The organism is Cytobacillus oceanisediminis 2691 (genome assembly GCF_007678455.1).
In the GTDB taxonomy this organism is placed as follows: domain Bacteria; phylum Bacillota; class Bacilli; order Bacillales; family Cytobacillaceae; genus Mesobacillus; species Mesobacillus oceanisediminis_A.
In genome coordinates, this window is record NZ_VEEP01000004.1 from 231784 (window position 1) to 258486 (window position 26703).

Sequence of the window (26703 nt, forward strand, 5' to 3'; positions counted from 1 at the left end):
ATGTAACAGGCGGGCCTTTTTGATCAGCAATTTTCTACATCGATTTCGGTGATTGGCCACCAGAAGAATCCATCTTTTTCGAGCAGCTTGTCTGCTGCATCAGGACCCATTAAGCCAGATTCATAGTTCGGGAAGGTCGGTTCTTTCGTGTTTTCCCATACTTCTGAGATGTTATCGACGAAACTCCAGGAGAGTGCCACTTCATCCCAATGAGTAAAGTTTGTTGCGTCACCGCGCAATGAATCATACAGAAGCTTCTCATATGCTTCCGGTGTATTCAGTCCATCGATCCCTTTATTGGCATAATTCAGTTTCACAGGTGTAGCATCTGTCCCCTGGCCGGATTTCTTGGCGTTCAAATGAAGCGTGATTCCTTCTTCAGGCTGGATATGGATCACAAGCAGATTTGGGTTGACCGTTTTTTCTGGTTTGTAATACAAATCCATCGGGATATCTTTGAATTGAATCACGATTTTTGTTGATTTTGCCTTCATTCTTTTGCCTGTCCGGATATAGAAAGGTACTCCAGCCCAGCGGAAGTTATCAATCATCAGCTTGCCAGCTACGAACGTCTCGGTATTGGAATCAGGGTCAACCATTTCCTCCTGACGGTAAGCAGGAACATCTTTCTCATTCATCGTGCCTTTACCATATTGGCCACGGACAAAATAGTCGTTTACTGCCTCTCCCGTGATCGGTCGGAGTGCACGGAACACTCTTACTTTTTCGGAACGGATTTCATCCGTTGTCAGCTTGATAGGCGGTTCCATCGCCAGCAAAGAGACCATCTGAAGCATATGGTTCTGGACCATGTCCCGGAGTGCACCGCTCTTTTCATAATAGCGGCCGCGTTCTTCTACTCCAAGTGTTTCACTGGATGTTACCTGGATGTTGGAAATGTAACGGTTATTCCAGAGTGGCTCGAACATCGCGTTCGCAAAACGGATGACTTCGATATTTTGAACCATTTCCTTTCCGAGGTAATGGTCGATCCTGTAGATTTCATCCTCGGAAAAAGCAGTTCGGATTTGCTTGTTCAGCACTTTTGCCGATTCAAGGTCATGTCCGAATGGCTTCTCGATGACGAGTCTCTTGAAACCAGGAACATTCGTCAGGTTGTCATTCTTTAAATGTTCAGCAATCGTTCCGAAGAATTCGGGTGCCATTGCCAGGTAGAAAATTCTATTGCCATCAAGTCCGTAATGTCCGTCGAGCTCTTCTGCCAGCTTGCCAAGTGCGATATAGGAGCTTGAGTCAGTAACATCATGGGAATGATAATAAAACTTGGAGACGAACTCATCAAGATTTGCTTCTGATTTTCCATGTTCAGTTACAGACTCTTTTACCCTAAGCTGAAATTCTTCATTTGTCAGTGAACGACGGGCAACGCCAACGACCGCGAACTTGTCCAGTTTCCCTTTTGCATACAAATTGTAAAGGGAAGGAAATAGTTTTCGGTTTGCCAGGTCTCCTGTAGCCCCGAAGATCATGATTAAAGCTGTTGGTTTTTCGGTGTGTGCCACAATATAGAACCTCTCTTTTATGTGAATTTAGAAATATGTAGAAGGCTTTTTCTGTTAACTTTTCCGCTTTCTCGCCTGGAAAATGGAAAGCAACAATCTCTGAGAATAAAAAACACTTTACAAATACAAAATTGTATCGGTTTCGAGAACAATTAGCAACTCTTTTGGCCTGTATTAGTTTCTGCAAATTGTATCGGACTATCCCATTCTCATCAAATCAACGATCTGTTTAGATGGACGCTGATACATATGATATATTGAAAGGAATAATGAAATGGATTTGCGTTTGCAAGCGTATTGACAGGAGGATGTAAGGGATATGGATGTTTTTTTTCTGGGGACAGGTGCAGGGGTTCCAGCAAAATTAAGGAATGTGACTTCAATTGCACTGAAGTTACTCGAGGAACGGGGAGTTGTCTGGCTGTTTGACTGTGGGGAAGCAACCCAGCACCAGATTTTACATACAAGCATAAAGCCGAGAAGAATCGAGAAAATTTTTATCACCCATTTGCATGGTGATCATATCTATGGATTGCCGGGCTTGCTGTCCAGCCGTTCCTTCCAGGGAGGGGACTCATTGGTTACTGTATACGGGCCGCCGGGGATCAAGGAGTATATTGAAGTATCCCTGAAGATTAGCAAATCGTATTTGAAGTATCCTATCGAAATTATTAAACTGGAAGAAGGAATCATATTCGAGGATGATCAGTTTATTGTGGAAGCAAGGCTGCTTGAGCATGGAATTCCTTCATATGGGTATAGAATCATTGAAAAGGACCGACCGGGCACCCTCCTTGCAGATAAGCTTCAGGCTGCAGGTGTAAAGCCTGGACCTGATTACAGGAAAATCAAAAATGGCGAAGAGGTCATATTGGACAACGGTACGGTGATTGACCCTGCTGAATTCGTCGGTCCCCCGCAGAAAGGCCGAATAATCTCCATTTTAGGAGACACAAGAGTTTGCCAAAATGCTCAATTACTTGCCCATAAGGCGGATTTACTTGTCCATGAGGCCACTTTTTCAGCAGGTGAAGAGTCGCTTGCTCATGAGTATTTCCATTCCTCTACACTGCAGGCAGCTGAAACTGCCTTGAATGCGGATGCAAAAAAACTGTGTCTTACCCATATAAGTTCGAGATATGACCGCAATGACTGGCAGCAGTTAGAAGCGGAAGCCAAGACGATTTTTGCCAATACTGTCATATCAGAGGACTTCATGGAAATCACGGTTCCGTATGACCACGACTGAATAAAAGGGGTGTGACGATTGAAAACAATCTATCTAGTACGTCATGCTAGTGCAGCTGGACAGCCAGTAGACTCGCCATTGACCGAACATGGCCGGAAGCAGGCGCTGGCGCTGGTTGACTTTTTTAAACATAAGGAAATAGATAGCATCTATTCAAGTCCATTTAAAAGAGCGATCGATACAATAAAGCCTTTGGCCAATTCCAAAGGAATAGAGGTTCTTGAGGATGAAAGACTTGGTGAAAGAGTGCTGAGCACAGTGAATCTGGAAGACTGGCGGGAAAAGCTGAAACAAACCTTCGAAGACTTCGAGCTTGTTTTTGAGGGTGGAGAGTCTACTTCTGCCGCGATGAAACGGGCTAAATCCCTGATTGAAGACTTACTATGTTCGGACGATGGTCATATCCTCCTTGTCAGCCATGGAAACATGACCACATTGCTCATGAGATATTTCAACGAAAGTTTCGGATACGATTGCCTGATGGAAATGACCAATCCAGATGTTTTTGAACTGGTTGTTTCAAGTGAAAGCACACTCCTGAATCGAATATGGGATGACCGGATTTAAAACCGTTTAAAAAATGACCCAGAGGGAAATGGAAGGTGATGGAACTATTTCCATCCATTCTTTCTATACGAAACTGGGGGAGTACGCTTGGAATTCTTACTTTTATTCGGTCTTCATTTTTTCATTATGGGTTCACTGGTCATGTTGTTTAGCGGGATTATCACTTTTCTCCTGCCGAGAATGCATTTCCTGATCACTATTTCCTTATTCGGGATTGTTGGGTTACTGTATGCTGTCATTTTTGAAGTGATGGATCTTGCAATATTCGCGGTTTTCTACAATATGATCTTTTCCCTGATCGCGGTTGGTCTCGTTAAATTAGGATTTTATTTTAAAAAGGTTGCTGACCGGCAGAGAGAAAAAATAGCCTAATCTTTAAAACCAGGAGAGAATCCTGGTTTTTTTATTGACATTCAAACGGCGGTTTGAATATTATATACTCAAATGATTATTTGAATGAGGTGGATGATAAGTTGAAGGAGCAGGATGTCTGTCAGGTCAATTGTGTCCATAGTGATAAGGTTGAAGAGGTAGCTGGGAAGTTTAAGGAACAAAATACTGCAGATTGTTATTCCTGGAGAAAAGATTGCTCTGGATGGAGAAGTGGTTGCTGGCTGCTGGGCTGCTTTTAGAGTCAAAAGTAATTAGAACTTTGCATTTGGGATCAGATTGGGGTGGACGCTATTAATAATTCCTGGAATAAGATCATTTACAAAGGCTGGGCGCCGATTTATGATGCGATTTTCAATGCCGGCCCTTTTTCCAAGGCGAGAGAGAAACTTTTTAAAGACTTACACTTGCAGCCTGGGGACAAAGTGCTTTTTGTTGGTGCAGGCACAGGAGCAGACATCGAGCGCTTGCCCTATGAACAGCTGGATATCACTGCAATCGATTATTCAGAGGATATGCTTCAGAAAGCAAAGGATAAATTCCAGGGCTCAAAGATTACTTTTTTAAAAATGGATGCCCAGCAGCTGGACTTTGCTGATGATGCCTTTGATTATGTTGTGGGAAGTTTAATTTTATCCGTCGTCCCCGACCATAGAAGGGCGTTTGCCGAGATGGTAAGAGTATGCCGGGAGGATGGCCTGGTGCTGGTCTTCGATAAGTTTGCTCAGCCAGGGAAAGGACTTTCCTTCGTCAAGAAAGCCTTCAGGCATGTGATCAAGCTGCTTGGGACCGACATCGGCGTATCCTTTGAGGAAGCCTGCTCAACAGAAAAAGACAGAATCCGATTGATTGCTGATGAAGGCGTTATGTTCGGGGATATGTACCGCAGGATTTTGCTGGTGAAGGGCAGTTAAATAAATGATTTCATGGAAAGAGGGGCTGTTTTGATGACAGTCTCTTTTTCTATGGGGTTACTGTATTAGTAAACTGATCTAAGACATATGACGGACAGAAATTCATGAAAAGCGCACGAAAGTGTCCGTCATCAAGGCTATGACGGACAGAAATTGGTGAAAAGCGCAGGAAAGTGTCCGTCATTCATATTAAACTCGTTTTAAGCAAAAAGAGGCATCCAGAGTATTATTCTGGATGCCTCTTTAGACACAATGATTATTTTAGTTTTGCTTAAAATATCCATCCTCGTTCATATTGCTTAGGCGATTCGATGCTTGTTCCAAGCTCTTTGGCCGCAGTTCTTGGCCAATATGGATCGCGAAGCAGTTCTCGGGCTATGAAAATCAGATCGGAGCGATCATTCTGCAGGATTTCTTCAGCCTGGATACCGGTTGTGATCAACCCGACAGCTCCGGTAGCCACATCGGCTCCATGTTTGATTTTTTCAGCAAACTTGACCTGGTAGCCTGGGTAGGCGTGGATTCTTGCTGGCACAACCGCGCCGGAGCTGACATCAATTAAATCAACCCCAAATTCTTTCATGGATGCACCAATTTTTACATAATCATCGGCAGTCAGGCCATCTTCCTGATAATCGCATGCAGAAACACGGACAAACAGAGGGCCGTCCCACACTGTTTTTACCTCTTCAAGGATTTCGCTAAGGAAGCGGAAACGGTTCTCGTCAGTGCCGCCGTATTCGTCTTCCCGTTTGTTTGTAAGAGGGGAGAGGAACTGGTTGATCAAATACCCGTGTGCCGCATGAATTTCTATCACATCGAAGCCTGCACGCTTAGCTCTTTCAGCAGCCTTCCTGAATGCCTCGACAGTTTCCTTGATTTCTTCCGCCGTCATTTCCTTTGGTTCCTTATACTTTTCATCAAAAGCGATTGCAGAAGGGGCGATGATTTCATCACGCAATGCTGCTTTTCGGCCGGCATGTGCCAGCTGGATACCAGCTGCGGCGCCGTTCTGCTTGATTTGTTCAGTCAGTCTTGTAAGCCCGGGAACATGCTCATCGCTCCAGATACCCAGGTCCTGATGCGAAATCCGGCCCTGCGGTGTGACTGCAGTTGCTTCGAGAATGACCAAGCCTACCTGGCCGACAGCACGGCTTACATAGTGAGTCATATGGAAGTCTGTGACGGTCCCGTCTTCTTTTTCACATGAATACATGCACATCGGTGCCATGACAATCCTGTTTTTCAGGGTTAAATCTTTGATTTTATAAGGGGAAAATAATTTCTTTTCCAATCCAGCAGCCTCCTTTTATTTCGCTATCCAAAATATATTTTTAGTATAACAGGGCTTTAAGAGGAAAGGAAAAATTGTACTCACCGTAATGTGTTTTTTCTTAATTCCGCCAGCGTATATTTCGTTCCGCGCCAGATGATGCCGCCTCTTTTCATAGTCAGGTAGCTTGCTCTTAAGATGGAGAAAATGAACAGCAGGGCCGTAAAGGGCAGGACAAGGAACAGCCATGGTGAAAATTGGGTCATTTTCTTGGTTACCATCACATACAGAACAGCCAAGAATGCGAGATTAACAGCACTAAGGATTGCAACAGACTGGTTACCCGAAAAAACAGTGAAGAACGGTAAGACCTGTGAAACAAAGACACCGAACACCGAAAACAGCACCATGCTGATCCTGTAGTGAAGGCCGGCGAAGGTGTTTTTCTCCAGCCCGCCTAAAGCCTCGCCGAGGGTTTGGTACCATTCCACTTCAATTAACGTCATAGCCGTGACAATCCGCTGCTTAAGACCCTGGCGCTTTACCATCATCCCCAGCTGCAAATCATCATCAGGCCGCATTTTTATATATTCATGGGTACCGACTTTTTCATAAGCCGACCGGGTGATCATATTGAATGCACCGATGCCGACTCCCGTTTTCGACCGGGGGTTATTGCCGAGCCACGGTCGCTTGTAATAAGAAAAGCCAAATAAGAAAAACGCTACGAAGGCCTTCAGCCAGAAGGGCTTTGCACTAAGGTTCGGGGCGGCGGTCAAATGATCGAGGCTATGTTCCTCAAAATAACCGACCGCTCTTGAAAAAGCCTCGGGATGATACATGACATCAGCGTCGGTAAATAAGATCAGGCGGCCCGACGCGAGCTGAAACCCTTTATAGAGAGCGTGGTTCTTGCCGAGCCACCCTTCTGGCAGACTCTCGATATGAATCACTTGAATTCTTGAATCCGAGCCTTTCAGGTTTTCCATCACATTTCCGGTACCATCCTCGGATCGGTCATTGACGAGGATCCACTCGGTATTTTTATAGGTTTGCGCCAGCTGGGTGAGGACGCTTTGTGTAATATGTTCTTCTTCATTCCTGGCAGCCACGATTACGCTGAGGAGCGGTTCTTGGTCAGCACCCCCTGCTTTTTCGAGTGAATCCAATTTCCTGAAGCCAATCAAGGCATCGATTGTTGCCAATATCCAGATGACTAAAGTTAAAGACAGTAAAATTAAAAGCACCATTCACACGTCCCTGTGTTTTTTCTCCATTGTAGAGAAACAGGGGACCGGTTTGCAATTTTAAAGAGGCCGGTTTGCGGCTGCCAGTTCATTGCCCAGCAGACGGCCAAGCTTTTTTGATTGGGAGGTGGCTTCCTTGATGCAGGATACAAAAGCGGACTGTACTCCGTGCTGTTCAAGTACCTTGATGCCTGCCTCAGTCGTTCCACCTGGGCTGGTTACCTCAAAGCGGAGCTGTGCAGGTTCCTTATCAGAGTGTGTCAGCATTTCCGCTGCGCCCAGCAGCGTCTGGATAATCAGCTGCTTTGCTGTCTGTTTTTCAAGACCTATTTCGGCAGCGCTTTTTTCCATTGCTTCGACAAGGTAATATATATAGGCTGGCCCGCTGCCAGATAATCCTGTAACGGCGTCCAGCTGATATTCCTCAACGATTGTCGTCAGGCCGATTGTGTTAAAAAGCTCCTGAACAAGCGTCTTCTGTACTTCACTTACACCGGAATTCACGGCCAGGGCTGTTGCCGATTTGCCAATCGCAGCTGAGGTGTTTGGCATTGCCCTGACCACGGCAAGGGACTTTTCGGCAGCCGTTTCAATGGCGTCAATCGAAACGCCAGCTAGGACGGAAATGATCAGCATCCCTTCAGATAAATATGGCTTAATCTCCTCTATCGCTCCTGCTGCATCCTTTGGCTTCATTGCCAGGACAATAGCATCCGCGTCCTTAAAAAGAATTCCACTATCATATGTCGCCTTTATTCCATATTTCTGCTCCAATGTTTTCAATCTGTCACTATCTTGTTTGTTTGTAACCCATATTTGCTCTCCCGGAAGAAGCCCGCTTGCCCCTATCCCGGAAATCATTGCTTCCGCCATCGATCCTGCTCCAACAAAAACAAGCTTCTTCATCAGATTCGCCTCCATAAGTTTATGTTTTCGGTTATTGAAATACAAAAAGGCCCTTCATCCATAAAAGGACGAAAGGCCATGCTTCCGTGGTACCACCTTCATTCACTTTTTCGGCGTTTGCCGAATAAGTGCAGCTCAACATCCGTTAACGCCGGTATACGTCCAGGTTTGCCTGGCAGCTCGCAAGGTAGGTTTCAACATGAAGAGGGCCGCGGAGCCTTTCAGCCGGTGGACTCCACTCTCTAACACCATTCCTGTCTACTCGTCTTGCTCAAGTGCTTTTGAAAAGTTTACGAAATTTTAATAGTGATTATGCAAGAAAGACAACCTCTGTGTCAAGAGAAAATTAAAAAGTTTTTAGTTTTTTCTGAAAGTAAAAGTTGAAAATAATGACTTTTGTTCATTTTAAAGGTAAACTTTATTTTATATTGAAAAAATACCAGGACCAATAAAGTTGAATGATTTCTTGAACAAACAATCACTTTACCTTATAGAAAAATAATGTTTTGGGGTGTATAGATAATATGGCTGAATGGAAAGATGGAATTGCCAAACTGACTTTGCCGACTCCTTTCCCGGTCGGTGATGTGAACGCATATTTAGTAAAAGGGGACAGGTTGACACTTGTTGATGCGGGTACAAAAACGGAAGAGTCCTGGGAGTCGTTCAAATCCCAGCTGGCTGATTTGAAACTGAAGCCGGAAGATATCGAGCAGGTCATCCTGACACATGATCATCCGGACCATGTTGGAATGCTGGACTACCTTTCACAAGATCTTGAGGTCTATGGACATCATCTGAATGAAAGGTGGATTAACAGGACTTCGGAATTCGAGAAGAAACATCAGGAATTCTATGAGAATTTCTTCTTGCAGTCGGCAATACCTGATCATTTTTTTGTGCCATCGATGAAAATCATGAAAAAGACATTAGTATTTTCTTGCAATCGCTCGTTGACCGGGACTATTTCAGAAAATGACATTCCCCCGGCACTGCCGGGATGGAGGGTGATCGAGACACCGGGACATGCACAGAGCCATATTGTGCTGCTGCGTGAAAAAGACGGCACAATGATTGCTGGTGATACGATTCTTGCCGGAATTTCGCCAAATCCATTGCTCGAACCGCCGCTGCCAGGTGAAACAGAAAGACCGAAGCCGCTGGTCCAATATAATGCAACCTTGAAAAAACTGCAGCAGTACCCGATAGGACTGGTATACACTGGTCATGGAACGGAGATAACGGATTTGCACAACTTGATTGAAAAGAGGCTCGCCCGCCAGCACGACCGTGCCATGCAGGTCAGAGGAATGCTCGGGGGCAGGGAGCTTACTGTTTTTGAGATCTGCAAATTGCTTTTCCCGACGGTATATGAACGTGAACTGAACCTGACGATTTCGGAAACCGTCGGACAACTTGATTATTTACAATCCCTGGATGCCATTTCAGCCAGGGAAGAAGGAACCTCCTTCGTTTATACAGCAAAATGAGGTGAAAGTGGATGCAATCTTTAAAAGGGAAAAATATTATTATCACCGGTGCCTCGGGCGGAATCGGGGCTGAGATTGCCAGGCTTTGCGCTGCGCGTGGAGCGAATCTTGTCCTTTTGGCCCGGAGTATCGATAAACTGGAAATATTAAAAAAAGAATTGCAATCGAAGTACGCCATTAATATCCATGCACGGCAGCTGGATGTTTCAGACCCAGAAGCAGTCAAGAAAGTTTTTTTTGAGGTGCTTTCTGACATCCGCTATGTCGACATATTGGTCAATAATGCAGGGTTCGGCGTTTTTGATTTTGCCCACGAAGTGAAAATGGATGAAATAAAATCGATGTTCGATGTCAATGTGGTCGGCTTGATTGCATGCACTTCCATGGTTCTTCCAGGCATGAAGCAGCGGCAGAGCGGCCATATCATCAACATCGCTTCCCAGGCAGGCAAAATAGCTACGCCAAAATCGAGTGTCTACTCGGCAACAAAGCATGCGGTGCTCGGCTACACGAACAGTCTTCGCATGGAGGTTGCTGATGACCGAATCTTTGTCACTTCTGTCAATCCGGGACCGATTGAGACCAACTTCTTTAATATTGCGGATAAGCAGGGGACGTATGTGAAAAGTGTCAAAAGGTTCATGCTCAAGCCGGAATATGTGGCGAAGCAGGTAGTCGACCGGATGATGACAAAGACAAGGGAAATCAATCTGCCGCGATGGATGAACGCAGGCAGCAAATTCTATGCCCTGTTTCCCCGGACTTTTGAATTATTTGGCAAAAATATCTTCAATAAAAAGTAAACTTCCAGACCGCCAGATTTTTTGGCGGTTTTTTAAATTGATGAACGGACGGTATTAAAGATTAATCTATTCTATGTTGGCCCTATTTTAGGTAACAATAAATTCATAAACCGCATCATTGATGATGTCATGTAAATCCGCCTCGGGATCCTCGTTTTTCATTCCAGCGATCTTTTCATATATTTCTTCGAATTCAGCTTCTCCAAATGGGAGCGATTCATCATGCCGATACTGCACAAAGCACTTTTGGACCATTTTGCGAATGAGTTTTTTATCCATCGTCATACACCTCTTTCCCTGATTATAATCGGAAATCCTCATGGGAAACACCCTTCGCAAAAATCTCCAATCCTGGGACGACTCCCCATTTTCACCTTAATTAAGTCAGTCACCCGGAAAATTTCCATTGAAACCGAACGCATATTCGCTTAATATAATGGGTATAACGATACGGAACAAACGTTCTTATTTTTTGAAAACTTGCCGAAAGGAGAGGGAAGACATGCTCGATTACAGCGAAATGCCGCAAAACAAAATTTTATGTGTGGATATGAAAAGCTTCTATGCGAGCTGTTCTGCCGTGATGCTCGGCCTTGATCCTCTTGATTGTTACCTGGCTGTCGTCGGGAATCTCGATCGTCCCGGGAGTGTCGTCCTCGCAGCCTCACCTCGTTTGAAAAAGGAGTTTGGCATCAAGACCGGATCACGCAAGTTTGAAATTCCCGACGATCCGCGAATTGTCGTCGTTGATCCGCAAATGTCAACATACCTGCGAATCTCCACTGAAATCTCCCGCGTATTCAATCGCTATGTCCCAAAGGAAGCGATCCATACCTACAGTGTCGATGAAAGCTTCATAAAAGTGGACGGTGCCTCTAAGCTTTGGGGTGACGCTGCTTCCATCGCAAAAAAAATCAAAGATGATATCGAGCGCGAGTTCCAGCTTCCGTGCGCAGTCGGGATCGGCCCGAATATGCTGATGTCGAAATTATGCCTTGACCTTGATGCCAAGCACAAAGGGATTGCTGAATGGACCTATGATGATGTCCAGACAAAGCTGTGGAATGTCTCACCGCTGAGGGATATGTGGGGAATTGGCCGCCGCGTCGAAAAAACACTGAACAGCATGGGGATTTTCACAGTCGGCCAGCTCGCCCGTTATGACCTTGAAATCCTGGAGAAAAAATTCGGCATCATGGGCAACCAGATGTACTGGCATGCATGGGGAATCGATTTTTCCGATATTGGCGCTCCGATCATGGAAGGGCAGATCAGCTTCGGGAAAAGCCAAATCCTGCTTCGGGATTACAAAGAAGAGGAAGAAATCAAGCATGTCATCCTCGAAATGTGTGAAGAAGTCGCACGCAGGGCCAGAAGCCATGGAAAAGCAGGCCGGACAATCAGCTTCGGGGTCGGCTACAGCCAGGATGAATTTGGCGGCGGCTTCCACCGGTCAAGGACGATTGAGGAGCCGACCAATATTACGATGGACGTGTATCGTGTCTGCCTTGAACTTTTTGCAGAGAACTACGTTGGAAAAACGGTGCGGAGCATCTCGATATCGATTGGGAATCTCGTTACGGACAGTGAGTTCCAGCTCGATTTATTCGAGAAGAATGGCTGGAAAAAGAAAGAACTTGGCTATGCGATGGACCGGATCCGCAGCCGTTATGGATCCACGGCTCTCCTGAGGGCGGTTTCCTATACGGCAGCCGGAACAGCAAGGCACCGGGCTGCACTCGTTGGCGGACATAAGGGCTGATAATTTGAAGGAGGAGAAAAGATGATACGTGACCGCGGAAGAATCAAGTGGACATCGATGATGCTGCCTGAACATGTGAAAATGCTCCGTGACTGGGCCCAGGAAGATCAATATGAAAAAGAGAAGCAGCTGGATGAACAGCAGCTTGAACAATTGAATGAAACGATTCTCGAAGCGATGGAATATAACCGGCCCGTCAGCATCACTTATTTACGCCACCGCAAGTATGAACTGGTGATCGGGAAAATCCATTACTGGAACGAGCTTGGGCAGAAACTCCATATTATCGATCGTTTTGAGGAGATTCATCGCATTGGAATCTCGGCAATTGCGGATGTCAGGCTTGCAGACGAATGGTAGCCAGCAACCCACCCCACAAAAAAGAGCAATGGATGTCCATTGCCCTCAGTACATTATTCCGTTTCTTCAGCTTGCGGCGCGCGCACAGCCGACTCGAATTTCCCTTTATGAGAAGCATCGCAGAACGGCATATTTTTGCTCATACCGCAGCGGCAAAGCGAGAACGCCGGCTTTGTCTCATACTTATTTCCGGCTCCATCCAGCAGCTCTACATCGCCGGAAATCCTTAAAGATCCATTATCATTCACCTTAATTGTCACTTTTGACAAAAAAAAGCACCCCTTTCAAGTTGTCAGAATTATCTTTGATACTAAAAGTTAAACAGAAAAATTGCAAGACATTTTCACATAAGGGCTGTGAAACGTAAAAAAGTCACCTGTATGGTAAAATGAAATCTCGGAAAGGGAGTGCAATCATGAAATTGAAAATCACCGAAGCAGCATCAAATAAACTGAGCGAAAAAATCGCAGACAAAAAAGGGTATGTGAAATTAAAATACGATATAGACGGATGCGGCTGTGCAGTGAATGGCGTGGCTGCCCTCTGGTTTGAAAGTGAAAAAGAAGGGGAAGAGCACCGAATAGAAACAGGAGGTATCCCAATCTATATCGAAAAAGCGAAGGAAGTCTTCTTTGCTGAGGAAATGACGCTGGACTTCAAAGAAACCAACGGATGCTTCCAGTTGAAAAGCCCGAACGAGTATCTGAATCCAAGAATGAGTTTTTATGATAAAACAAAACTATAAGTTTACAAAAAATTGAAAAAAAGGGTAAAATAGAGAGAGAGTTGTAGAATTACATAGAAGTTTGGTGCAAAGGCAGGGGAGAGAGATGAGGAGATTGTGGAAAGCAGCCATGATCATGATCTGCACGTTTGTACTGTCAGCGTGTGCTTATAAAACTGCAGGAGAAGCAATCGAAAACGATATTCCGTTCAACATCAAACAAATCATCCACAAAGAAGAAGTGGAGGATGGCTGGCTCCTCTTTTACACAACAGAACAAAAAGAGGGCTCAAAAACATTCGATGCGCTGGCCGTCGCCTATATCAAGGGCAGCGAAAAAGAAGGCTGGGAAAATGCAGGGCACAACCACTGGACTTATTATAAAAATGATTTCATGCTCCTGTATGTCGATGCCTTCACGGTTTTTAAAGAAGATGGCAATTTGGATGTAAAAATTCCGGTTATTTTCGGGAAAGTATTGAATCCGGATATCAAAGCAATTGAAGCTGCAGGACCAGACGGCAAATTCACCAAAATAGAAATCGTTGAAAAAGAAAACGAACGCTACTATTACGCCATTGGCGACTATAAAGAAGTCAGGGCATTGAACGCTGAAGGCAAAGAAATCGACCGCCAGGGAGAAAAGCAGTAAAAGATTGGCTCCAGTTGAGCCAGTCTTTTTTTATCGGCCAAACGGAAGCCAGAACGAGAGAAAAGTGTCCGATAGAAGGGCTCTAACGGCCAAACGGAAGCCGGAACGAGAGAAAAGAGTCCGATAAAAGGGCTCTATCGGACAAATGGAAGCCGGAACGAGAGAAAAATGTCCGATAGAACAGAGCTATCGGACATACAGAACCCGAAAACGAACAAAAGTGTCCGAGACAGGCGAGTTATATCATGTTATCAGTCCGCAGCAACAATTCCATCACCCGCAAAGACGTATTCCTCAAGGAATTCATCGAGTACCTTTTCGTATTGGTCCCGATTTTGGCTGTAGGATTGGGCATGGAGGCCGTTTTCGGCCATGAACAGCTTCTTTGGTCCTTGTTTCTGTTCAAACAAAGCCTCGGTCATGGATGGCAGAATGAAATCGTCCATGCGGCTGTGGATGAACAGGATTGGGTTCTTGATATTTTCGATAACCGCAATCGGCGATACCTCACTCAAGGAGTATTTATCACGGATGCGGACAAACAGATTGGCAACCGGCAGCAATAGTTTTGGCGGCAGCAGCTTGACTTCTTCCTTGATGCGGTAGGCGAGCTGTTCGCTGAAGTCGGAAAATGGGCAATCAGCTACATAGAAATCGGCACCATCCTCAAGCATCCCGGCATACAGAAGCAAGGTCGCAGCACCCATGGATTCTCCATGAATGCCAAGCAGGAGGTCCGGTCCTTTTTCTTTTCTTAGCCAGTTTACCACTGATTGTAAGTCGAATTTCTCGTAATAGCCATAGCTTGTGGTTTTTCCGCCGGATTCACCGTGGCGGCGATGGTCGTAAATAACCGCGTTGAAGCCTCTGTTCAAGAACAAATTCATATATTTTACGGAATTCGTCTTGCTCTGGGTAACACCGTGGGCAATGATAATATAACGGTTTGTGTCATGCGGTTCAACAAGGACAGCCTTCAATGCATAGCCAAAGGATGAAGGGATGGTAACTTCCCTTTTTGGCAGGGCATCGTACTCGTCAGGCACCAAATGGCCGGCCTCCGTTTCCCGGTTGAAAATCTCCTCGTCATCCTTCTTTTTTAAAAACATGACTTTATTTGATATGAATACGCCAAGTGAGGCAAGTAACAGTAAAAATGAAAATAACACACGGAACGCCTTCTTCATGCTAACCCCTCCGATCAACGGATATTCCCAGATGAACCAATGCCGATAAAGGCAGGCATTCCTGTTGTTTCGACTTTAAAAGGAACACTTCTTTATTTTACCATTATATGTGAAATACAAACATGAAAAAACCGCCGGCCAGGGCGGTCAGAAAAATCTTATTAATTACGCTTATTGCTGGGAATTTTGTCCCTTTGTCGGATGGATGGCTTTTTCGAGATCCTCAGCAGCAATTTGCTGCTTGACTGTGTCAGCATTTGGTTTGCCTTGCTGGCTGTAACCCTTGTCACGTTTTTGGCTCATGTTAAAGGCTCCCTTCATCAAAATGACTTCATCTAATAAGATGGATTCAGGGACAGGAGCTTATGCAAAAAAGTTAAACATTGACGGAATTGAGCTTGAAATAACTGCTTTCGATCGGCCTCGATATATGAGGCTGAATGACTTCTATTGCCTGGGTGAGTTTATCAAGATCAACACCGGTTTGGATGCCCATCCTTTGAAGCATATAGACAACATCTTCCGTCGCAGCATTTCCGGCAGCGCCAGGGGCGAACGGACAGCCGCCAAGTCCCCCGGCAGACGTATCAAAACGAGTGACACCAGCCTGAAGTGCGGCCAGGATATTGGACAGCGCGAGTTTCCTTGTATCATGGAAATGCGCGGTCATGAGCACATCCGGATACACATCAATCAATTTGGAAAATAAAGAATAAGACTCGTGGGGAGCCGCCATGCCAATCGTGTCGGCAACACTCAGTTCATCCACTCCAGCTTTAACGAATTCGCCGCACAGTGCGAGAACTTCTTCTTCAGCAATCTTGCCTTCATATGGACAATAAAAGGCGGTAGAGATGCAGGCGCGTACAAAATAATCCTTTGCTTTCAGCTCAGAAATCAGCGGGAGCACTTCGGCAAGGCTTTCGGCCGTTGTTTTATTGATATTCTTTTGATTGAAAGTGTTGCTGACACCGACGAATACAGCAACGGCTTTGCAATCCGTCATATAGACACGTTCAATTCCCTTTTTATTTGGAGCGAGCACAATATTCCTGGTGTTTTCATCAAGGCAATCTGCGACAATCTCCGCCGCATCCCCCATTTGCGGTACCCATTTGGGAGATACAAAGGATGTAAGCTCCATTTCTTTGATTCCGGCATCCTTCAAGGAACCGATAAATACTTTTTTAACTTCAGTCGGAACGAAATTCTTCTCATTTTGCAGCCCGTCTCTTGGGCCGACTTCAATAATTTCTACCTTCTTGGGAAGCTGCAGCATTAGACATACCCTCCTCTTAAGATATCTTAATTGTAAATAGAATATTTTTAAAAATGCAAGAATAAATAAAATTTTGATAAAATAAAAGGGATTTGATTCAAATCAATCGAAGTAATAAAAATGTGAAGATCTGAGAAAGGGTGAGCACTTTGAGCAAGACTGAAGCAGTAATCGTGGCTGCAGTAAGAACAGCAATTGGCAGCTTTAATGGAAGCTTGAAAAATATCTCCGCTCCGGAGCTAGGGGCTGCGGTCATCAAAGACGCATTGAAGCAGGCAGGAGTCAAACCGGAACAGGTAGATGAAATCATCATGGGTAACGTGCTCCAGGCTGGACTTGGACAAAACCCTGCGAGACAGGCAGCCATTAAGGCGGGAGTTCCTGAGAGCGCTTCCTCTATGACCATCAATAAAGTCTGTGGTTCAGGCTTGAAGGCTGTCCATCTGGCTGCACAGGCGATTATCGCCGGAGATGCTGATGTTGTCGTAGCCGGCGGTATGGAGAATATGAGCCAGGCGCCTTATTTACTGAAAAATGCCCGGGATGGGTTCAAGATGGGCGACCAGAAGCTCGTGGACAGCATGATTTCCGATGGTCTGTGGTGTGCGTTCAATGACTACCATATGGGGGTTACAGCTGAAAACCTTTGTGCCAAGTATGAGATTGGCAGGGGAGAGCAGGACGAGTTTGCCGCTTCCAGCCAGGAAAAGGCAGCCAAGGCCATTGAGGAAGGCAAATTTAAGGACGAGATTGTCCCGATAGAAATTCCGCAGCGAAAAGGCGATCCAGTCGTATTTGACACAGATGAATATCCGAAAAAGGGGACAACGGCCGAAAAGCTTGGCGGACTGCGTCCTGCATTCAAAAAAGATGGCAGCGTAACAGCAGGTAACGCGTCAGGAATCAATGATGGAGCTGCTGCTCTGGTTGTCATGAGCCGGGCAAAGGCGGATGAACTTGGACTTAAACCGCTTGTCGTGATCAAAGGGAACGCAAGCGCGGGTGTCGACCCAAGCATCATGGGGATCGGTCCGGTTGAAGCGGTAAAGAAAGCATTGAAGAAATCGGGCATGACAATGGACCAGATGGAGCTGATTGAAGCGAATGAAGCGTTCGCTGCCCAGTCACTTGCAGTTGACCGCGAACTGAATTTCAATAAGGAAATTTTAAATGTCAACGGAGGCGCAATCGCATTGGGCCACCCAATTGGGGCGAGCGGCGCGAGGATCCTTGTTACGCTGATTCATGAAATGAAACGCAGACAGGCAAAGACTGGCCTTGCGACACTATGCATTGGCGGCGGACAGGGTGTCGCTACTGTAGTGGAACTCGTCTGATTCTATCACTTTTTAAAAGATTAATAGTCATTCCGGCACGAAAATAGTGCAGGTGCGAACATAGTCAAAAGGGGGAAGAACGATGAAAAAAATTTGTGCATCCTTTCAAGACGCCATAGCGGATATCCATGATGGTGCAACCTTAATGGTTGGCGGCTTTGGTCTCTGCGGGATTCCTGAGAACGCAATCCTCGCGCTTGTTGAAAAAGGGGTAAAAGACCTGACCGTCATTTCGAATAACTGCGGAGTTGACGATTGGGGGCTTGGACTGCTCCTTAAAAATAAGCAGATCAAAAAAATGGTAGGTTCATATGTTGGCGAAAACAAAGAATTCGAGCGTCAGGTGCTGTCTGGCGAAATCGAGGTCGAATTGATTCCGCAGGGTACGCTTGCTGAGAAAATCAGGGCCGGCGGTGCCGGTATACCTGCTTTTTATACGCCGGCTGGTGTGGGAACGCCAATCGCTGAAGGAAAAGAAACCCGCATGTTCAATGGCAAGGAATACCTCCTTGAAGAAGCGCTGACAGCGGATTTCAGCATTGTACGTGCCTGGAAGGGCGATAAAATGGGCAACCTCGTCTACCATAAAACCGCTAGGAACTTTAATCCGATGATCGCTGCTGCCGGCAGAGTCACGATTGCCGAGGTAGAGAACCTGTATGAAGTGGGCGAATTGGACCCAAACAGTATCCATACTCCAAGCATTTATGTCCAGACACTGATTGAGGGCAATCAGGAGAAAAGGATTGAAAGGCTGACAGTGAGAAGTTAAATCTGGCTGATCATGAAAGGAGAAGGCATATGATTAAAAATAAAGGGAATGTCCGGGAAAAAATCGCGCGCCGGGCTGAAAAAGAAATCGAGAATGGTTTTTACGTAAACCTCGGGATCGGGATGCCGACATTGGTGGCAAACTTCATTTCTGACGATAAACAGGTTGTGCTCCAGTCCGAAAACGGACTGCTTGGAATCGGGCCTTATCCGTCAGAAGAAAGCGTTGATCCCGATCTGATCAACGCTGGAAAAGAAACGGTCACAGCCATTCCAGGATCAGCTTATTTTGATTCTGCAGAGTCCTTTGCGATGATCCGCGGAGGGCACATCAATATTGCCATCCTTGGCGGCATGGAAGTTTCTGAAGCTGGTGACCTCGCGAACTGGATGATTCCGGGGAAGATGATCAAGGGAATGGGAGGCGCCATGGATCTGGTCCACGGTGCACAGAAGATCATCGTGATCATGGAACATGTCAACAAAAATGGGGACGCGAAAATCCTCAAGGAATGCAGCTTGCCGTTAACAGGCAAAAACGTGGTGAACCGCATCATCACCGATATGGCGGTCATCGATGTGACGCCATTCGGGCTGAAACTCGTTGAGGTAGCAACAGGATACACAGTGGAGGATGTTATTAAATCAACTGGACCAGAACTGCAGGTGGATGATGCGGTAAAACTGGACGCATACTGATTATCGGGAACGCCCTTTAATATAAAGGGGCGTTCCTTCTTTATTAGCGGCAGCTGATTTCAAAAATGAGCTTCCGGTGGTATAATCTTTTAACAAAACGGCTTTGCCAAATGAGCCGAACTCAGTAAATGCATAGAACCGGGGGATCAATCATGAAGAAAAAACAAAAACGCCAGCAGCCAGTAAAAAAAGACGAGAAACCGGCAACATTAGGTGACCTGCTGAATCAGGATATCATGCAAAAACTAAAAGCTCAGCAGCAAGAGCTGAAAGAAGAAGAAGAAAAGAAAAAGCAGGCCGACTTGCAGCGGAAAAAAGAAGAACAACGGTTAAAAGAGAAGAACAAGTCCTTTGAAGAACTGCTTTCCGAAAGTGATATGGATTGGAAAAAGTTCAAATGAAAAAACGAAGGGTAGAAGTTGTCCCGTATCGTGCCGAATGGAAAACTCTTTTTGAGAAAGAGAAAAACCTGATTGCCGAAGTTTTTAACCAGACAGAGGCTGAAATCCACCATATTGGCAGTACCTCTGTCCCCGGGCTGAGCGCCAAGCCAATCATTGACATCATGCTAGCTGCAGAAAGCCTCGAATCAGTAGAAAAGGCCACCCCTGCACTTGAGACTGCCGGATACGATGCCCGGGGAGAAAATGGCATTCCAGGCCGGCGATATTTTCAAAAATGTGATGAAAAAGGGATTCGAAAAGTGCATCTGCATGCGTTTGAAAAAGGCAGCCATCAACTATACAGGCATTTAGTTTTCCGTGATTACTTGAGGTCCCATCCAGAAGAAGCAGCCAGGTACGCAAGTGTGAAGGAAGAAGCAGCCCGTCAATATGAATATGAGATTGAATCCTATATTGCTGCAAAGTCTCCAACTGTATTGGAGATAGAGGAAAAAGCGAGACTCTGGAAACCCTTGTAAAGAACATGTTTTGCTTCCAATGCTAAAGGGCAACTAAATAAAAAGCGGCAAAGGAGCAATAACATGATTTTTACAACTTTCATCCTGGCAGCAGGTTTTGTTGCCGTTCATCTATTTTCTAGATATTTACCATTTCTTGATAACGTACCGAGAAGCAGGCTGCTGTCAGCAGCCGGCGGCATTTCGGTGGCGTACGTCTTCATCCACTTGCTTCCTGAACTGAATAAGCATAATGAGATACTGGATCGTAATATTCAGTCACAAGCCCTCATGTTCTTTGAGAACCATACATATATTGTCGCAATGCTTGGTTTGGCTTTTTTTTATGGACTGGAGCGCATGGTTAAAACATCAAAGAAAAAACAGCAGGAAGAGAATAATCTGAACCGGACATCAAAGGGTGTGTTCTGGATTCATATAACCTCCTTTTTCCTTTACAACGGATTGATTGGATATCTATTGCTGCATGGAGAACAAGAGTCCATCAAAGGGCTGGTTTTGTACTTCATCTCCCTTGCGGTACACTTCATCACAAGTGATCATGCTCTCAGGGAGGCACATAAGGAGATTTATGATAGGATTGGAAGATGGCTGCTGGCTGGTGCAATCATAACTGGATGGGCGATTGGCGTAATGGTGGAAGTGCATGAAAATATCATTGCCGTCCTCTTCGCATTGCTGGCCGGCGGTGTCATTCTGAATGTCATGAAGGAAGAGCTGCCGGAAGAGAGGGAAAGCAACTTTTGGTCCTTTGCGGCAGGCCTGGCAGCTTATACAATCTTGCTGCTGCTGGCTTAAAGAAAAGCTAGAATTTAAAAAGGACATACTCGCCGAAAAGACGAATATGTCCAAAACTTTATTGTTTATCTATGCTGATCATACTGGTTTGCTTTCGTAAGCGATTTGATTAAACGGATTTCTTCCGGAGAAAGTGGATTAGCTCTTGCTGCCCGGGCGTTTTCTCTTATTTGCCCGGGGCTGCTTGCGCCGGCGACAATCGAAGCAACAGCGGGGTCTGCCAGGTTATACTGAATCGCTGCTTCTGTAAGAGAATGGGAAGATGCCAGTTTTTCCTTCAATAACGGCAATACTTCCTGCAATTCATCATAGCTGTAATCAAGAAATCCTTTGGGAGGGGCCTTTTCAAGCAGCCTGTCGCTGAGCATCCCTTTTGCGACGGTTCCTCGGGTTACAACGCTGATCCCTTTTTCATCAAGAAGCGGAAGTGCTTCTTCTTCCGGACGTCTGTCGAGCATGCTGTATTGCATCATGACAGAGACAATATTGGATTTTTGTGCATATTCGCGGATGACATTGGGTCTGATCGAGGAAATGCCATAATGCTTTATAAAGCCCTCAGCTTTTAACTCTTCAAAAGCCTCGATCGTTTCGTCAATAGGATCCTCAATCGTCCCGCCATGAAGCTGATAAAGGTCAATATAATCGGTATCCAATCTTTTCAGACTTTGTTTGACAGCCTCTTTGATATGGCTTTTTGAGGGGTCCCAGGTCCAGCTGTCCTTCGTCTCGGTCCAGCGATTGCCGGCTTTCGTTGCAATGACAACCTGGTCCCTGACACTCCTCAGTGCCTGTCCGACAATCCTTTCATTTTCTCCAAAGTCATATAAATCGGCGGTATCGAAATAATTGATCCCTTCCTCGAGGGCAGCTTCGACCACTGCCTGTGCCTTGGAATAATCTGTACCAAGCGACATGCAGCCAAGACCAATTTCACTAACAAATAATCCAGAAGACCCTAATTGCCTTTTTTTCATTCCATCACTCCGTTCCACAATAATATCTCCATTTTATCGGAATGGAAGGAGCGGGTTCAACTAATCTGGACGGCCCACCGACTGACTGACTGCTTCAACCCAGTCTTTCACAAGATGATGCTTTTTGCCATACTCTTTTAAAATCGCTTTGATTTCCCACGCTTTGCCAGCAATCGTGAAGCCTTGACCATGCACGTACACTTTCATCGCCATACCCCTTTCAGATAAGTATGGTAAAATGTATGAGCATTTGATCTCGGATTAGAACAGGAGTGGACATGTATGAAATCTCTTGAAGAAAAAACATTGAAGACAGAACAGATTTTCACAGGAAAAGTCATCAGCCTGCAGGTAGACGAGGTGGAATTGCCGAACGGGAAAACTTCTAAACGGGAAATCATCAAGCATCCCGGTGCAGTGGCGGTGATTCCGGTTACTGATGACAATAAAATCATCATGGTCGAACAATACAGAAAGGCGCTTGAAAGGACCATCGTCGAAATACCGGCAGGAAAGCTCGAGGCTGGTGAAAAGCCGGAAATATGCGCTGCCCGTGAGCTTGAAGAAGAAACCGGTTATGAATGCGCCAGCATGGAGTGGATGATCTCCTTCTATACGTCTCCAGGGTTCGCAGATGAAATCATCCATGTCTATAAAGCAACCGGACTTGCGAAAAAAGCCAACCCGGCAGCAGCAGACGAAGACGAATTTGTCAATTTGATTGAAGTAAGTCTTGAAGAAGCCATCCAACTGGTAAAAGAACAAAAAATATATGATGCAAAAACGGCATATGCTGTACAGCATTTGCAATTGCAAGAGGCATTGGGTAAATAAATGCGGGAATACTTTGTCGATCTTCATATCCATATAGGCAGGACGAAATCGGGCAGGGCAGTGAAAATCACCGGAGCAAAGTCATTGACCTTCAGCAATATTATCCGGCATGCCAGGGATTATAAAGGGATGGACATGATCGGGATCATTGACAGCCATTCACCTGAGGTACTTGATGAAATGCAGAATTTGCTAATCGCAGGTGAACTTGAGGAACATCCCGATGGCGGCTTGAACTATGGCGGGATGAGCATCATCCTCGGGTCGGAACTTGAGATCAATGATGAGAGCACACAGGGGCCACTCCATGTCCTGTGCTACCTGCCAACCCTAAAAACCATGAGGATGTTTTCGATGTGGCTGGAGAATCACTTGAAAAACATTACCTTAAGCTCGCAGAGAATATATGTTACCGGGCGTGAATTGCAGAGGAAAGTAAAGGAACTTGGGGGGATTTTCATCCCTGCACATGTTTTTACTCCTTTTAAAAGCTTGTATGGAAAAGGTGTAAAACATTCTTTAACAGAAGTATTTGATCCCGAGATGATTGATGGCATCGAGCTGGGGTTAAGCTCAGATACAATGATGGCCGATCAGCTTTCCGAAATCCATCGTTATCCTTTTGTCACGAACTCGGATGCCCATTCCCTAGCGAAAATCGCTAGAGAATACCAGAAGATTGAAATGAAAGAGCCTTCTTTTGGCGAATTGGCACTAGCACTAAAGGAATCTGCAGGAAGACGGATAAAAGCAAATTACGGCCTGGATCCGCAACTCGGAAAATACCATCGTACCGTCTGTGCAAACTGCCTGACTCCTATTCCGACCATTGATGAGGTCTGCAGGCAATGTGGCTCTGGCAAAATCGTCAAAGGGGTTGCTGACAGGATACGCGAACTCAAGACAGCAGATGGGAATAAGCCTGGGAGGCCGCCATATATCCATCAGGTTCCACTAGAGTTCATTCCTGGTCTTGGGCCGAAAATGCTGGAAAAGCTAATGGATCATTTCGGAACAGAAATGGCAGTCCTTCACTCTGTCCCTCTAGACTCCTTGAAACAGCTGATTCCTGAAAAGACGGCAATCACAATAGACAAGGCAAGAAAAGGACAACTTGGCTTCCTGGCTGGGGGCGGAGGAAAGTATGGGAAAATAGCAGATATGTAAATCCGGTCCAGACAGGCCGGATTTTTGTTTCTATTAAATAAAGCGAAAATTCTTCTTCCAGAGTCATAGACTTCCCGTCCAAGCATATGATGGTAGTAACCAATATGCAGGAGGAAAAGAGATGAAGAAACGAAGGTACCAGGACGTCGCAGTAAGCCATTTACGAGAATATTCCTCAATCTATCTTTTTGTCGTTGTCCTTTTTCTGATGGGCGTCATCTTTGGGGCAGTAATTGTGAATAGCCTCAGTTTCACTCAAAAGGAAGATTTATTCTATTATCTATCACAATTTTTTGGCCAGGCTGCTTCCAGTAAAGTAGCTGATGGACAGGATTTGTTTTTGCAAAGCTTTATGCATAATGGAAAGTTCATAGGCCTGATCTGGATTTTGGGGGTTTCCATCATCGGGCTTCCGGTTATCCTGGTTCTTTTATTCATGAAAGGAATGGTGGTCGGTTTTACAGTCGGCTTTCTTGTGAACCAGATGCAGTGGGACGGTTTCATGCTGTCATTTGTATCCATCCTGCCGCAAAACTTCATCATCATTCCTGTTTTCATCATTACTGCAGCGATGGCAGTCACATTTTCCTTGAAAATGATCAGGAATCAGTTCATGAAAAAAATCAGCCAGCCGATCATGCCTCAATTTTTTAGATATATCTTTTCTTTTTTAGCCGCACTTGTGTTTCTGGCAGTGGCAGCCGGAATCGAAGCATATTTATCCCCGTCATTATTGAAGGCTGTTATCAACTCGCTAAATTAAAATTATTATCAGTTTAAAATAACTGTTGTTTCTTATTTGTAATAATTTTATTTTGAATCTCATTTCCGTTCTGATATAATAAAAGAACAGTGGCGGGGGAGTGAGTACTATCGAAATGGAAAACAGGATCGAGAGAATTAAGAAACAGCTGCATTCGTCCAGCTATAAATTAACGCCGCAGCGCGAGGCTACCGTCCGCGTATTGCTTGAACATGAAGAAGACCACTTAAGTGCTGAAGATGTTTATTTGCTTGTCAAAGAGAAATCTCCTGAAATCGGACTGGCGACAGTTTACCGGACACTTGAACTGCTGACTGAACTGAAAATTGTTGATAAAATCAATTTCGGGGATGGTGTGTCCCGATATGATCTCCGCCAGGAAGGCGCTGCCCATTTCCATCATCACCTTGTCTGCATTGAGTGCGGAGCTGTAGATGAAATCCAGGACGATCTTCTGGAGGATGTTGAAGAAATCGTTGAAAGAGACTGGAAATTCAAGATTAAAGACCACCGCCTTACTTTCCACGGCATTTGTCACAGATGCCAGGAGAAAGATACGGCAGAAACAGAATAATTCGAGGCCCTTTTTCCGAATGGAGAAAGGGCTTTTTATTTATAATGGGAGCTGTTTCGCATGTTATGCGCTTGATCCTAACTAACCGCCTGCTTAATGGTATCAAGAAGGCTTACGAATCAGATAAGCCAAAGGTCCGTATTGTTTGATACTGAACGCAAAGAGCCACAATTATCCACTTATCTCAGGTATAATTCTTGTCCAAATTGGCATACAGATTAATAAATAAGTATAGCCGTGTGGACAGGGAATCTCTCTGTTACAACGAGTATGGAGGCAAGAAGATGAAATCGTGGTTCGGAATGGTCATGCATACATTAAAGGTGTTCATTTTGTTCACTGGATGCACAATTCTATTTTATTATGGTATCATGTGGATTAACGAAGAATATGAAAGTTATCATCGGTATGATGCACCTGAAGGGGCAGCCATCAAGGTGTCAGGAACCTTTGATGAAAAAGAAGGAAGCATGCTTGAAAGGCTGATACTGTTTTATCTGAATGGAGAGTAATAGAAATGGAAGACAGGCTTGACGACTTTATCCACTTTCTGGTTGTTGAAAAGGGACTATCAAAGAATACGATTGTCTCCTATAAACGCGATTTGAATAGTTATATTCACTATCTGAAAAATGTTGAACAGCTTGGGGAATTAAATGGAGTCCAGCGGCCGCAAATTGTACACTTCCTTAAGTTTTTAAAAGACTCGGGTAAATCCTCGAAGACCCTGGCCAGGCATATTGCCTCCATCCGGGCTTTTCATCATTTTCTCCTGCGGGAAAAGGCGGTCGACCATGATCCAACCGTCCATATTGAAAGTCCACAGCATGAGCGTTCTTTGCCTAAGGTGCTGAGCATGGAAGAGGTCGAGACGCTTTTAGAAAGCCCGAAACTTTCCGACCCTTTTGGGTATCGGGACAAAGCGATGCTTGAGATGATGTATGCTACGGGTATCCGTGTCAGTGAACTGATCGGACTAAAGCTGTCCGATGTGCACCTGACGATGGGATTTGTCCGCTGCATGGGCAAAGGGAGCAAGGAAAGGATCATTCCGATAGGGAAGACGGCTTCAGATGCGATCGAAGAGTACCTCGAAAAAGGAAGGCCAAAACTGGCTTCGAAAAAACATAAGGATGACTCTTTATTCTTAAATCATCATGGAAAAGGGTTGTCACGACAAGGGTTCTGGAAAATCCTCAAGCGGCTGACAGCAGACGCAGGAATCGAAAAAGAATTGACACCGCATACGCTGAGGCATTCATTTGCAACCCACCTGCTTGAAAATGGAGCAGATCTTCGCGCAGTCCAGGAAATGCTGGGACATGCAGACATATCAACGACGCAAATCTATACCCATGTTACAAAGACAAGGTTGAAGGATGTTTATACGAAGTTCCATCCCCGAGCATAGTTTGGGTTATTGGACGTGATTTTAAAGAGAACAGACAGATAGTTTCATAGAATTGTCAAAAAAGCCGCCGGAAAAGCCGGCTTTTTTTCTTGTGTTTTTAGATATATCTAGTAAAATGGAGATG

33 protein-coding genes are annotated in these 26703 nt (G+C 45.2%); 22 read left to right on the forward strand and 11 right to left on the reverse strand.

The annotated features are described in order from the left end of the window. Positions 1-23: 23 nt before the first annotated feature. The gene (zwf, locus tag FS736_RS10285) at positions 24-1490 is read right to left on the reverse strand and encodes a glucose-6-phosphate dehydrogenase (RefSeq protein WP_222125067.1); all 1467 of its coding nucleotides are present in this window, start codon (positions 1488-1490) and stop codon (positions 24-26) included. A 352-nt stretch (positions 1491-1842) separates the two neighbouring features. Here zwf and rnz point away from each other — a divergent pair, with 352 nt between their 5' ends. The 4 genes from rnz to FS736_RS10305 all read left to right on the forward strand — a co-directional run bounded on the left by rnz (position 1843) and on the right by FS736_RS10305 (position 4643). Beyond that, the gene (rnz, locus tag FS736_RS10290) at positions 1843-2772 is read left to right on the forward strand and encodes a ribonuclease Z (RefSeq protein WP_144476506.1); all 930 of its coding nucleotides are present in this window, start codon (positions 1843-1845) and stop codon (positions 2770-2772) included. An 18-nt stretch (positions 2773-2790) separates the two neighbouring features. Further along, on the forward strand, positions 2791-3339 hold the full coding sequence (locus tag FS736_RS10295; RefSeq protein ID WP_144476509.1) for a histidine phosphatase family protein: 549 nt from the start codon (positions 2791-2793) through the stop codon (positions 3337-3339). 87 nt (positions 3340-3426) lie between these two features. Further along, positions 3427-3711, forward strand: coding sequence for a hypothetical protein (locus FS736_RS10300; RefSeq protein WP_144476512.1), 285 nt, complete (start codon positions 3427-3429; stop codon positions 3709-3711). Positions 3712-4013: 302 nt separating this feature from the next. Then, on the forward strand, positions 4014-4643 hold the full coding sequence (locus FS736_RS10305; RefSeq protein WP_313959716.1) for a class I SAM-dependent methyltransferase: 630 nt from the start codon (positions 4014-4016) through the stop codon (positions 4641-4643). Positions 4644-4914: 271 nt separating this feature from the next. Here the strand turns inward: FS736_RS10305 and namA are convergent, their stop codons facing one another. From namA to proC, 3 genes are all read right to left on the reverse strand, one after another. After that, positions 4915-5937 carry an NADPH dehydrogenase NamA gene (gene namA, locus FS736_RS10310; RefSeq protein WP_144476515.1) on the reverse strand — a complete coding sequence of 341 codons (1023 nt, stop codon included), beginning with the start codon at positions 5935-5937 and terminating at the stop codon, positions 4915-4917. Between the two features lie 80 nt (positions 5938-6017). Beyond that, positions 6018-7166 carry a glycosyltransferase family 2 protein gene (locus FS736_RS10315; RefSeq protein WP_260983578.1) on the reverse strand — a complete coding sequence of 383 codons (1149 nt, stop codon included), beginning with the start codon at positions 7164-7166 and terminating at the stop codon, positions 6018-6020. 57 nt (positions 7167-7223) lie between these two features. Beyond that, positions 7224-8069 (reverse strand): pyrroline-5-carboxylate reductase, encoded by an 846-nt coding sequence (gene proC, locus FS736_RS10320; protein WP_144476519.1) that lies wholly within the window; start codon positions 8067-8069, stop codon positions 7224-7226. A 524-nt stretch (positions 8070-8593) separates the two neighbouring features. Between proC and FS736_RS10325 the strand changes: the two genes are divergently transcribed. Then, a complete protein-coding gene (locus FS736_RS10325) occupies positions 8594-9559 on the forward strand; it encodes an MBL fold metallo-hydrolase (protein WP_144476522.1) in 966 nt (321 codons plus the stop codon). Between the two features lie 11 nt (positions 9560-9570). Further along, positions 9571-10362, forward strand: a complete 792-nt coding sequence (locus FS736_RS10330) for an SDR family NAD(P)-dependent oxidoreductase (protein ID WP_144476525.1) — start codon at positions 9571-9573, stop codon at positions 10360-10362. Positions 10363-10449: 87 nt separating this feature from the next. Here FS736_RS10330 and FS736_RS10335 read toward each other — a convergent pair whose 3' ends face one another. After that, complete coding sequence (locus FS736_RS10335; protein WP_144476528.1) at positions 10450-10641, reverse strand: YqzH family protein; 192 nt, start codon at positions 10639-10641, stop codon at positions 10450-10452. Positions 10642-10864: 223 nt separating this feature from the next. Between FS736_RS10335 and FS736_RS10340 the strand changes: the two genes are divergently transcribed. Both FS736_RS10340 and FS736_RS10345 read left to right on the forward strand, forming a co-directional pair. Further along, a complete protein-coding gene (locus tag FS736_RS10340) occupies positions 10865-12124 on the forward strand; it encodes a Y-family DNA polymerase (protein ID WP_144476531.1) in 1260 nt (419 codons plus the stop codon). 21 nt (positions 12125-12145) lie between these two features. Continuing rightward, on the forward strand, positions 12146-12484 hold the full coding sequence (locus FS736_RS10345) for a YolD-like family protein (protein WP_144476534.1): 339 nt from the start codon (positions 12146-12148) through the stop codon (positions 12482-12484). Positions 12485-12537: 53 nt separating this feature from the next. On the opposite strand, the gene FS736_RS10350 is transcribed toward FS736_RS10345, so the two are convergent. Continuing rightward, positions 12538-12753: a CDGSH iron-sulfur domain-containing protein gene (locus FS736_RS10350; protein WP_144476537.1), complete on the reverse strand. Its 216-nt coding sequence runs from the start codon at positions 12751-12753 to the stop codon at positions 12538-12540. A 146-nt stretch (positions 12754-12899) separates the two neighbouring features. On the opposite strand from FS736_RS10350, the gene FS736_RS10355 reads away from it, so the two are divergent. After that, a complete protein-coding gene (locus FS736_RS10355) occupies positions 12900-13229 on the forward strand; it encodes an iron-sulfur cluster biosynthesis family protein (RefSeq protein WP_144476540.1) in 330 nt (109 codons plus the stop codon). Positions 13230-13314: 85 nt separating this feature from the next. Continuing rightward, the gene (locus FS736_RS10360) at positions 13315-13860 is read left to right on the forward strand and encodes a hypothetical protein (RefSeq protein ID WP_144476543.1); all 546 of its coding nucleotides are present in this window, start codon (positions 13315-13317) and stop codon (positions 13858-13860) included. 251 nt (positions 13861-14111) lie between these two features. On the opposite strand, the gene FS736_RS10365 is transcribed toward FS736_RS10360, so the two are convergent. The 3 genes from FS736_RS10365 to FS736_RS10370 all read right to left on the reverse strand — a co-directional run bounded on the left by FS736_RS10365 (position 14112) and on the right by FS736_RS10370 (position 16326). Next, the gene (locus tag FS736_RS10365; protein WP_144476546.1) at positions 14112-15047 is read right to left on the reverse strand and encodes an alpha/beta hydrolase; all 936 of its coding nucleotides are present in this window, start codon (positions 15045-15047) and stop codon (positions 14112-14114) included. Between the two features lie 171 nt (positions 15048-15218). After that, entirely contained in the window at positions 15219-15350 is a 132-nt protein-coding gene (locus tag FS736_RS25150; protein ID WP_260983579.1) for a hypothetical protein, read from the reverse strand. 73 nt (positions 15351-15423) lie between these two features. After that, positions 15424-16326, reverse strand: coding sequence for a hydroxymethylglutaryl-CoA lyase (locus FS736_RS10370; protein ID WP_144476549.1), 903 nt, complete (start codon positions 16324-16326; stop codon positions 15424-15426). Between the two features lie 149 nt (positions 16327-16475). On the opposite strand from FS736_RS10370, the gene FS736_RS10375 reads away from it, so the two are divergent. From FS736_RS10375 to FS736_RS10400, 6 genes are all read left to right on the forward strand, one after another. After that, positions 16476-17663, forward strand: coding sequence for an acetyl-CoA C-acetyltransferase (locus FS736_RS10375; protein WP_144476552.1), 1188 nt, complete (start codon positions 16476-16478; stop codon positions 17661-17663). 82 nt (positions 17664-17745) lie between these two features. Then, the gene (locus tag FS736_RS10380; protein WP_144476555.1) at positions 17746-18435 is read left to right on the forward strand and encodes a CoA transferase subunit A; all 690 of its coding nucleotides are present in this window, start codon (positions 17746-17748) and stop codon (positions 18433-18435) included. Between the two features lie 29 nt (positions 18436-18464). Next, entirely contained in the window at positions 18465-19133 is a 669-nt protein-coding gene (locus FS736_RS10385) for a 3-oxoacid CoA-transferase subunit B (protein ID WP_144476558.1), read from the forward strand. Positions 19134-19285: 152 nt separating this feature from the next. Beyond that, the gene (locus tag FS736_RS10390) at positions 19286-19534 is read left to right on the forward strand and encodes a YqkE family protein (protein WP_144476561.1); all 249 of its coding nucleotides are present in this window, start codon (positions 19286-19288) and stop codon (positions 19532-19534) included. Next, positions 19531-20055 carry a GrpB family protein gene (locus tag FS736_RS10395; protein ID WP_144476564.1) on the forward strand — a complete coding sequence of 175 codons (525 nt, stop codon included), beginning with the start codon at positions 19531-19533 and terminating at the stop codon, positions 20053-20055. Before FS736_RS10390 ends, FS736_RS10395 begins: the two co-directional genes overlap by 4 nt. Before the next feature lie 63 nt (positions 20056-20118). Then, positions 20119-20853, forward strand: a complete 735-nt coding sequence (locus FS736_RS10400) for a ZIP family transporter (RefSeq protein WP_144476567.1) — start codon at positions 20119-20121, stop codon at positions 20851-20853. 65 nt (positions 20854-20918) lie between these two features. Here FS736_RS10400 and FS736_RS10405 read toward each other — a convergent pair whose 3' ends face one another. Beyond that, complete coding sequence (locus FS736_RS10405; RefSeq protein ID WP_144476570.1) at positions 20919-21830, reverse strand: aldo/keto reductase; 912 nt, start codon at positions 21828-21830, stop codon at positions 20919-20921. Positions 21831-21890: 60 nt separating this feature from the next. Continuing rightward, entirely contained in the window at positions 21891-22037 is a 147-nt protein-coding gene (gene mciZ, locus FS736_RS10410) for a Z-ring formation inhibitor MciZ (protein ID WP_144476573.1), read from the reverse strand. 75 nt (positions 22038-22112) lie between these two features. On the opposite strand from mciZ, the gene FS736_RS10415 reads away from it, so the two are divergent. The 6 genes from FS736_RS10415 (at position 22113) to xerD (ending at position 26579) form a co-directional block, all read left to right on the forward strand. Continuing rightward, a complete protein-coding gene (locus FS736_RS10415) occupies positions 22113-22664 on the forward strand; it encodes an NUDIX hydrolase (protein ID WP_144476576.1) in 552 nt (183 codons plus the stop codon). Beyond that, a complete protein-coding gene (locus FS736_RS10420) occupies positions 22665-23831 on the forward strand; it encodes an endonuclease Q family protein (protein ID WP_144476579.1) in 1167 nt (388 codons plus the stop codon). 121 nt (positions 23832-23952) lie between these two features. Continuing rightward, entirely contained in the window at positions 23953-24594 is a 642-nt protein-coding gene (spoIIM, locus tag FS736_RS10425; protein WP_144476582.1) for a stage II sporulation protein M, read from the forward strand. A 115-nt stretch (positions 24595-24709) separates the two neighbouring features. Beyond that, a complete protein-coding gene (gene fur / locus FS736_RS10430; RefSeq protein ID WP_144476933.1) occupies positions 24710-25168 on the forward strand; it encodes a ferric iron uptake transcriptional regulator in 459 nt (152 codons plus the stop codon). 284 nt (positions 25169-25452) lie between these two features. Next, the gene (locus tag FS736_RS10435; protein ID WP_144476585.1) at positions 25453-25680 is read left to right on the forward strand and encodes a YqzK family protein; all 228 of its coding nucleotides are present in this window, start codon (positions 25453-25455) and stop codon (positions 25678-25680) included. Between the two features lie 5 nt (positions 25681-25685). Further along, positions 25686-26579 carry a site-specific tyrosine recombinase XerD gene (gene xerD, locus FS736_RS10440; protein ID WP_144476588.1) on the forward strand — a complete coding sequence of 298 codons (894 nt, stop codon included), beginning with the start codon at positions 25686-25688 and terminating at the stop codon, positions 26577-26579. Positions 26580-26703: the final 124 nt, after the last annotated feature.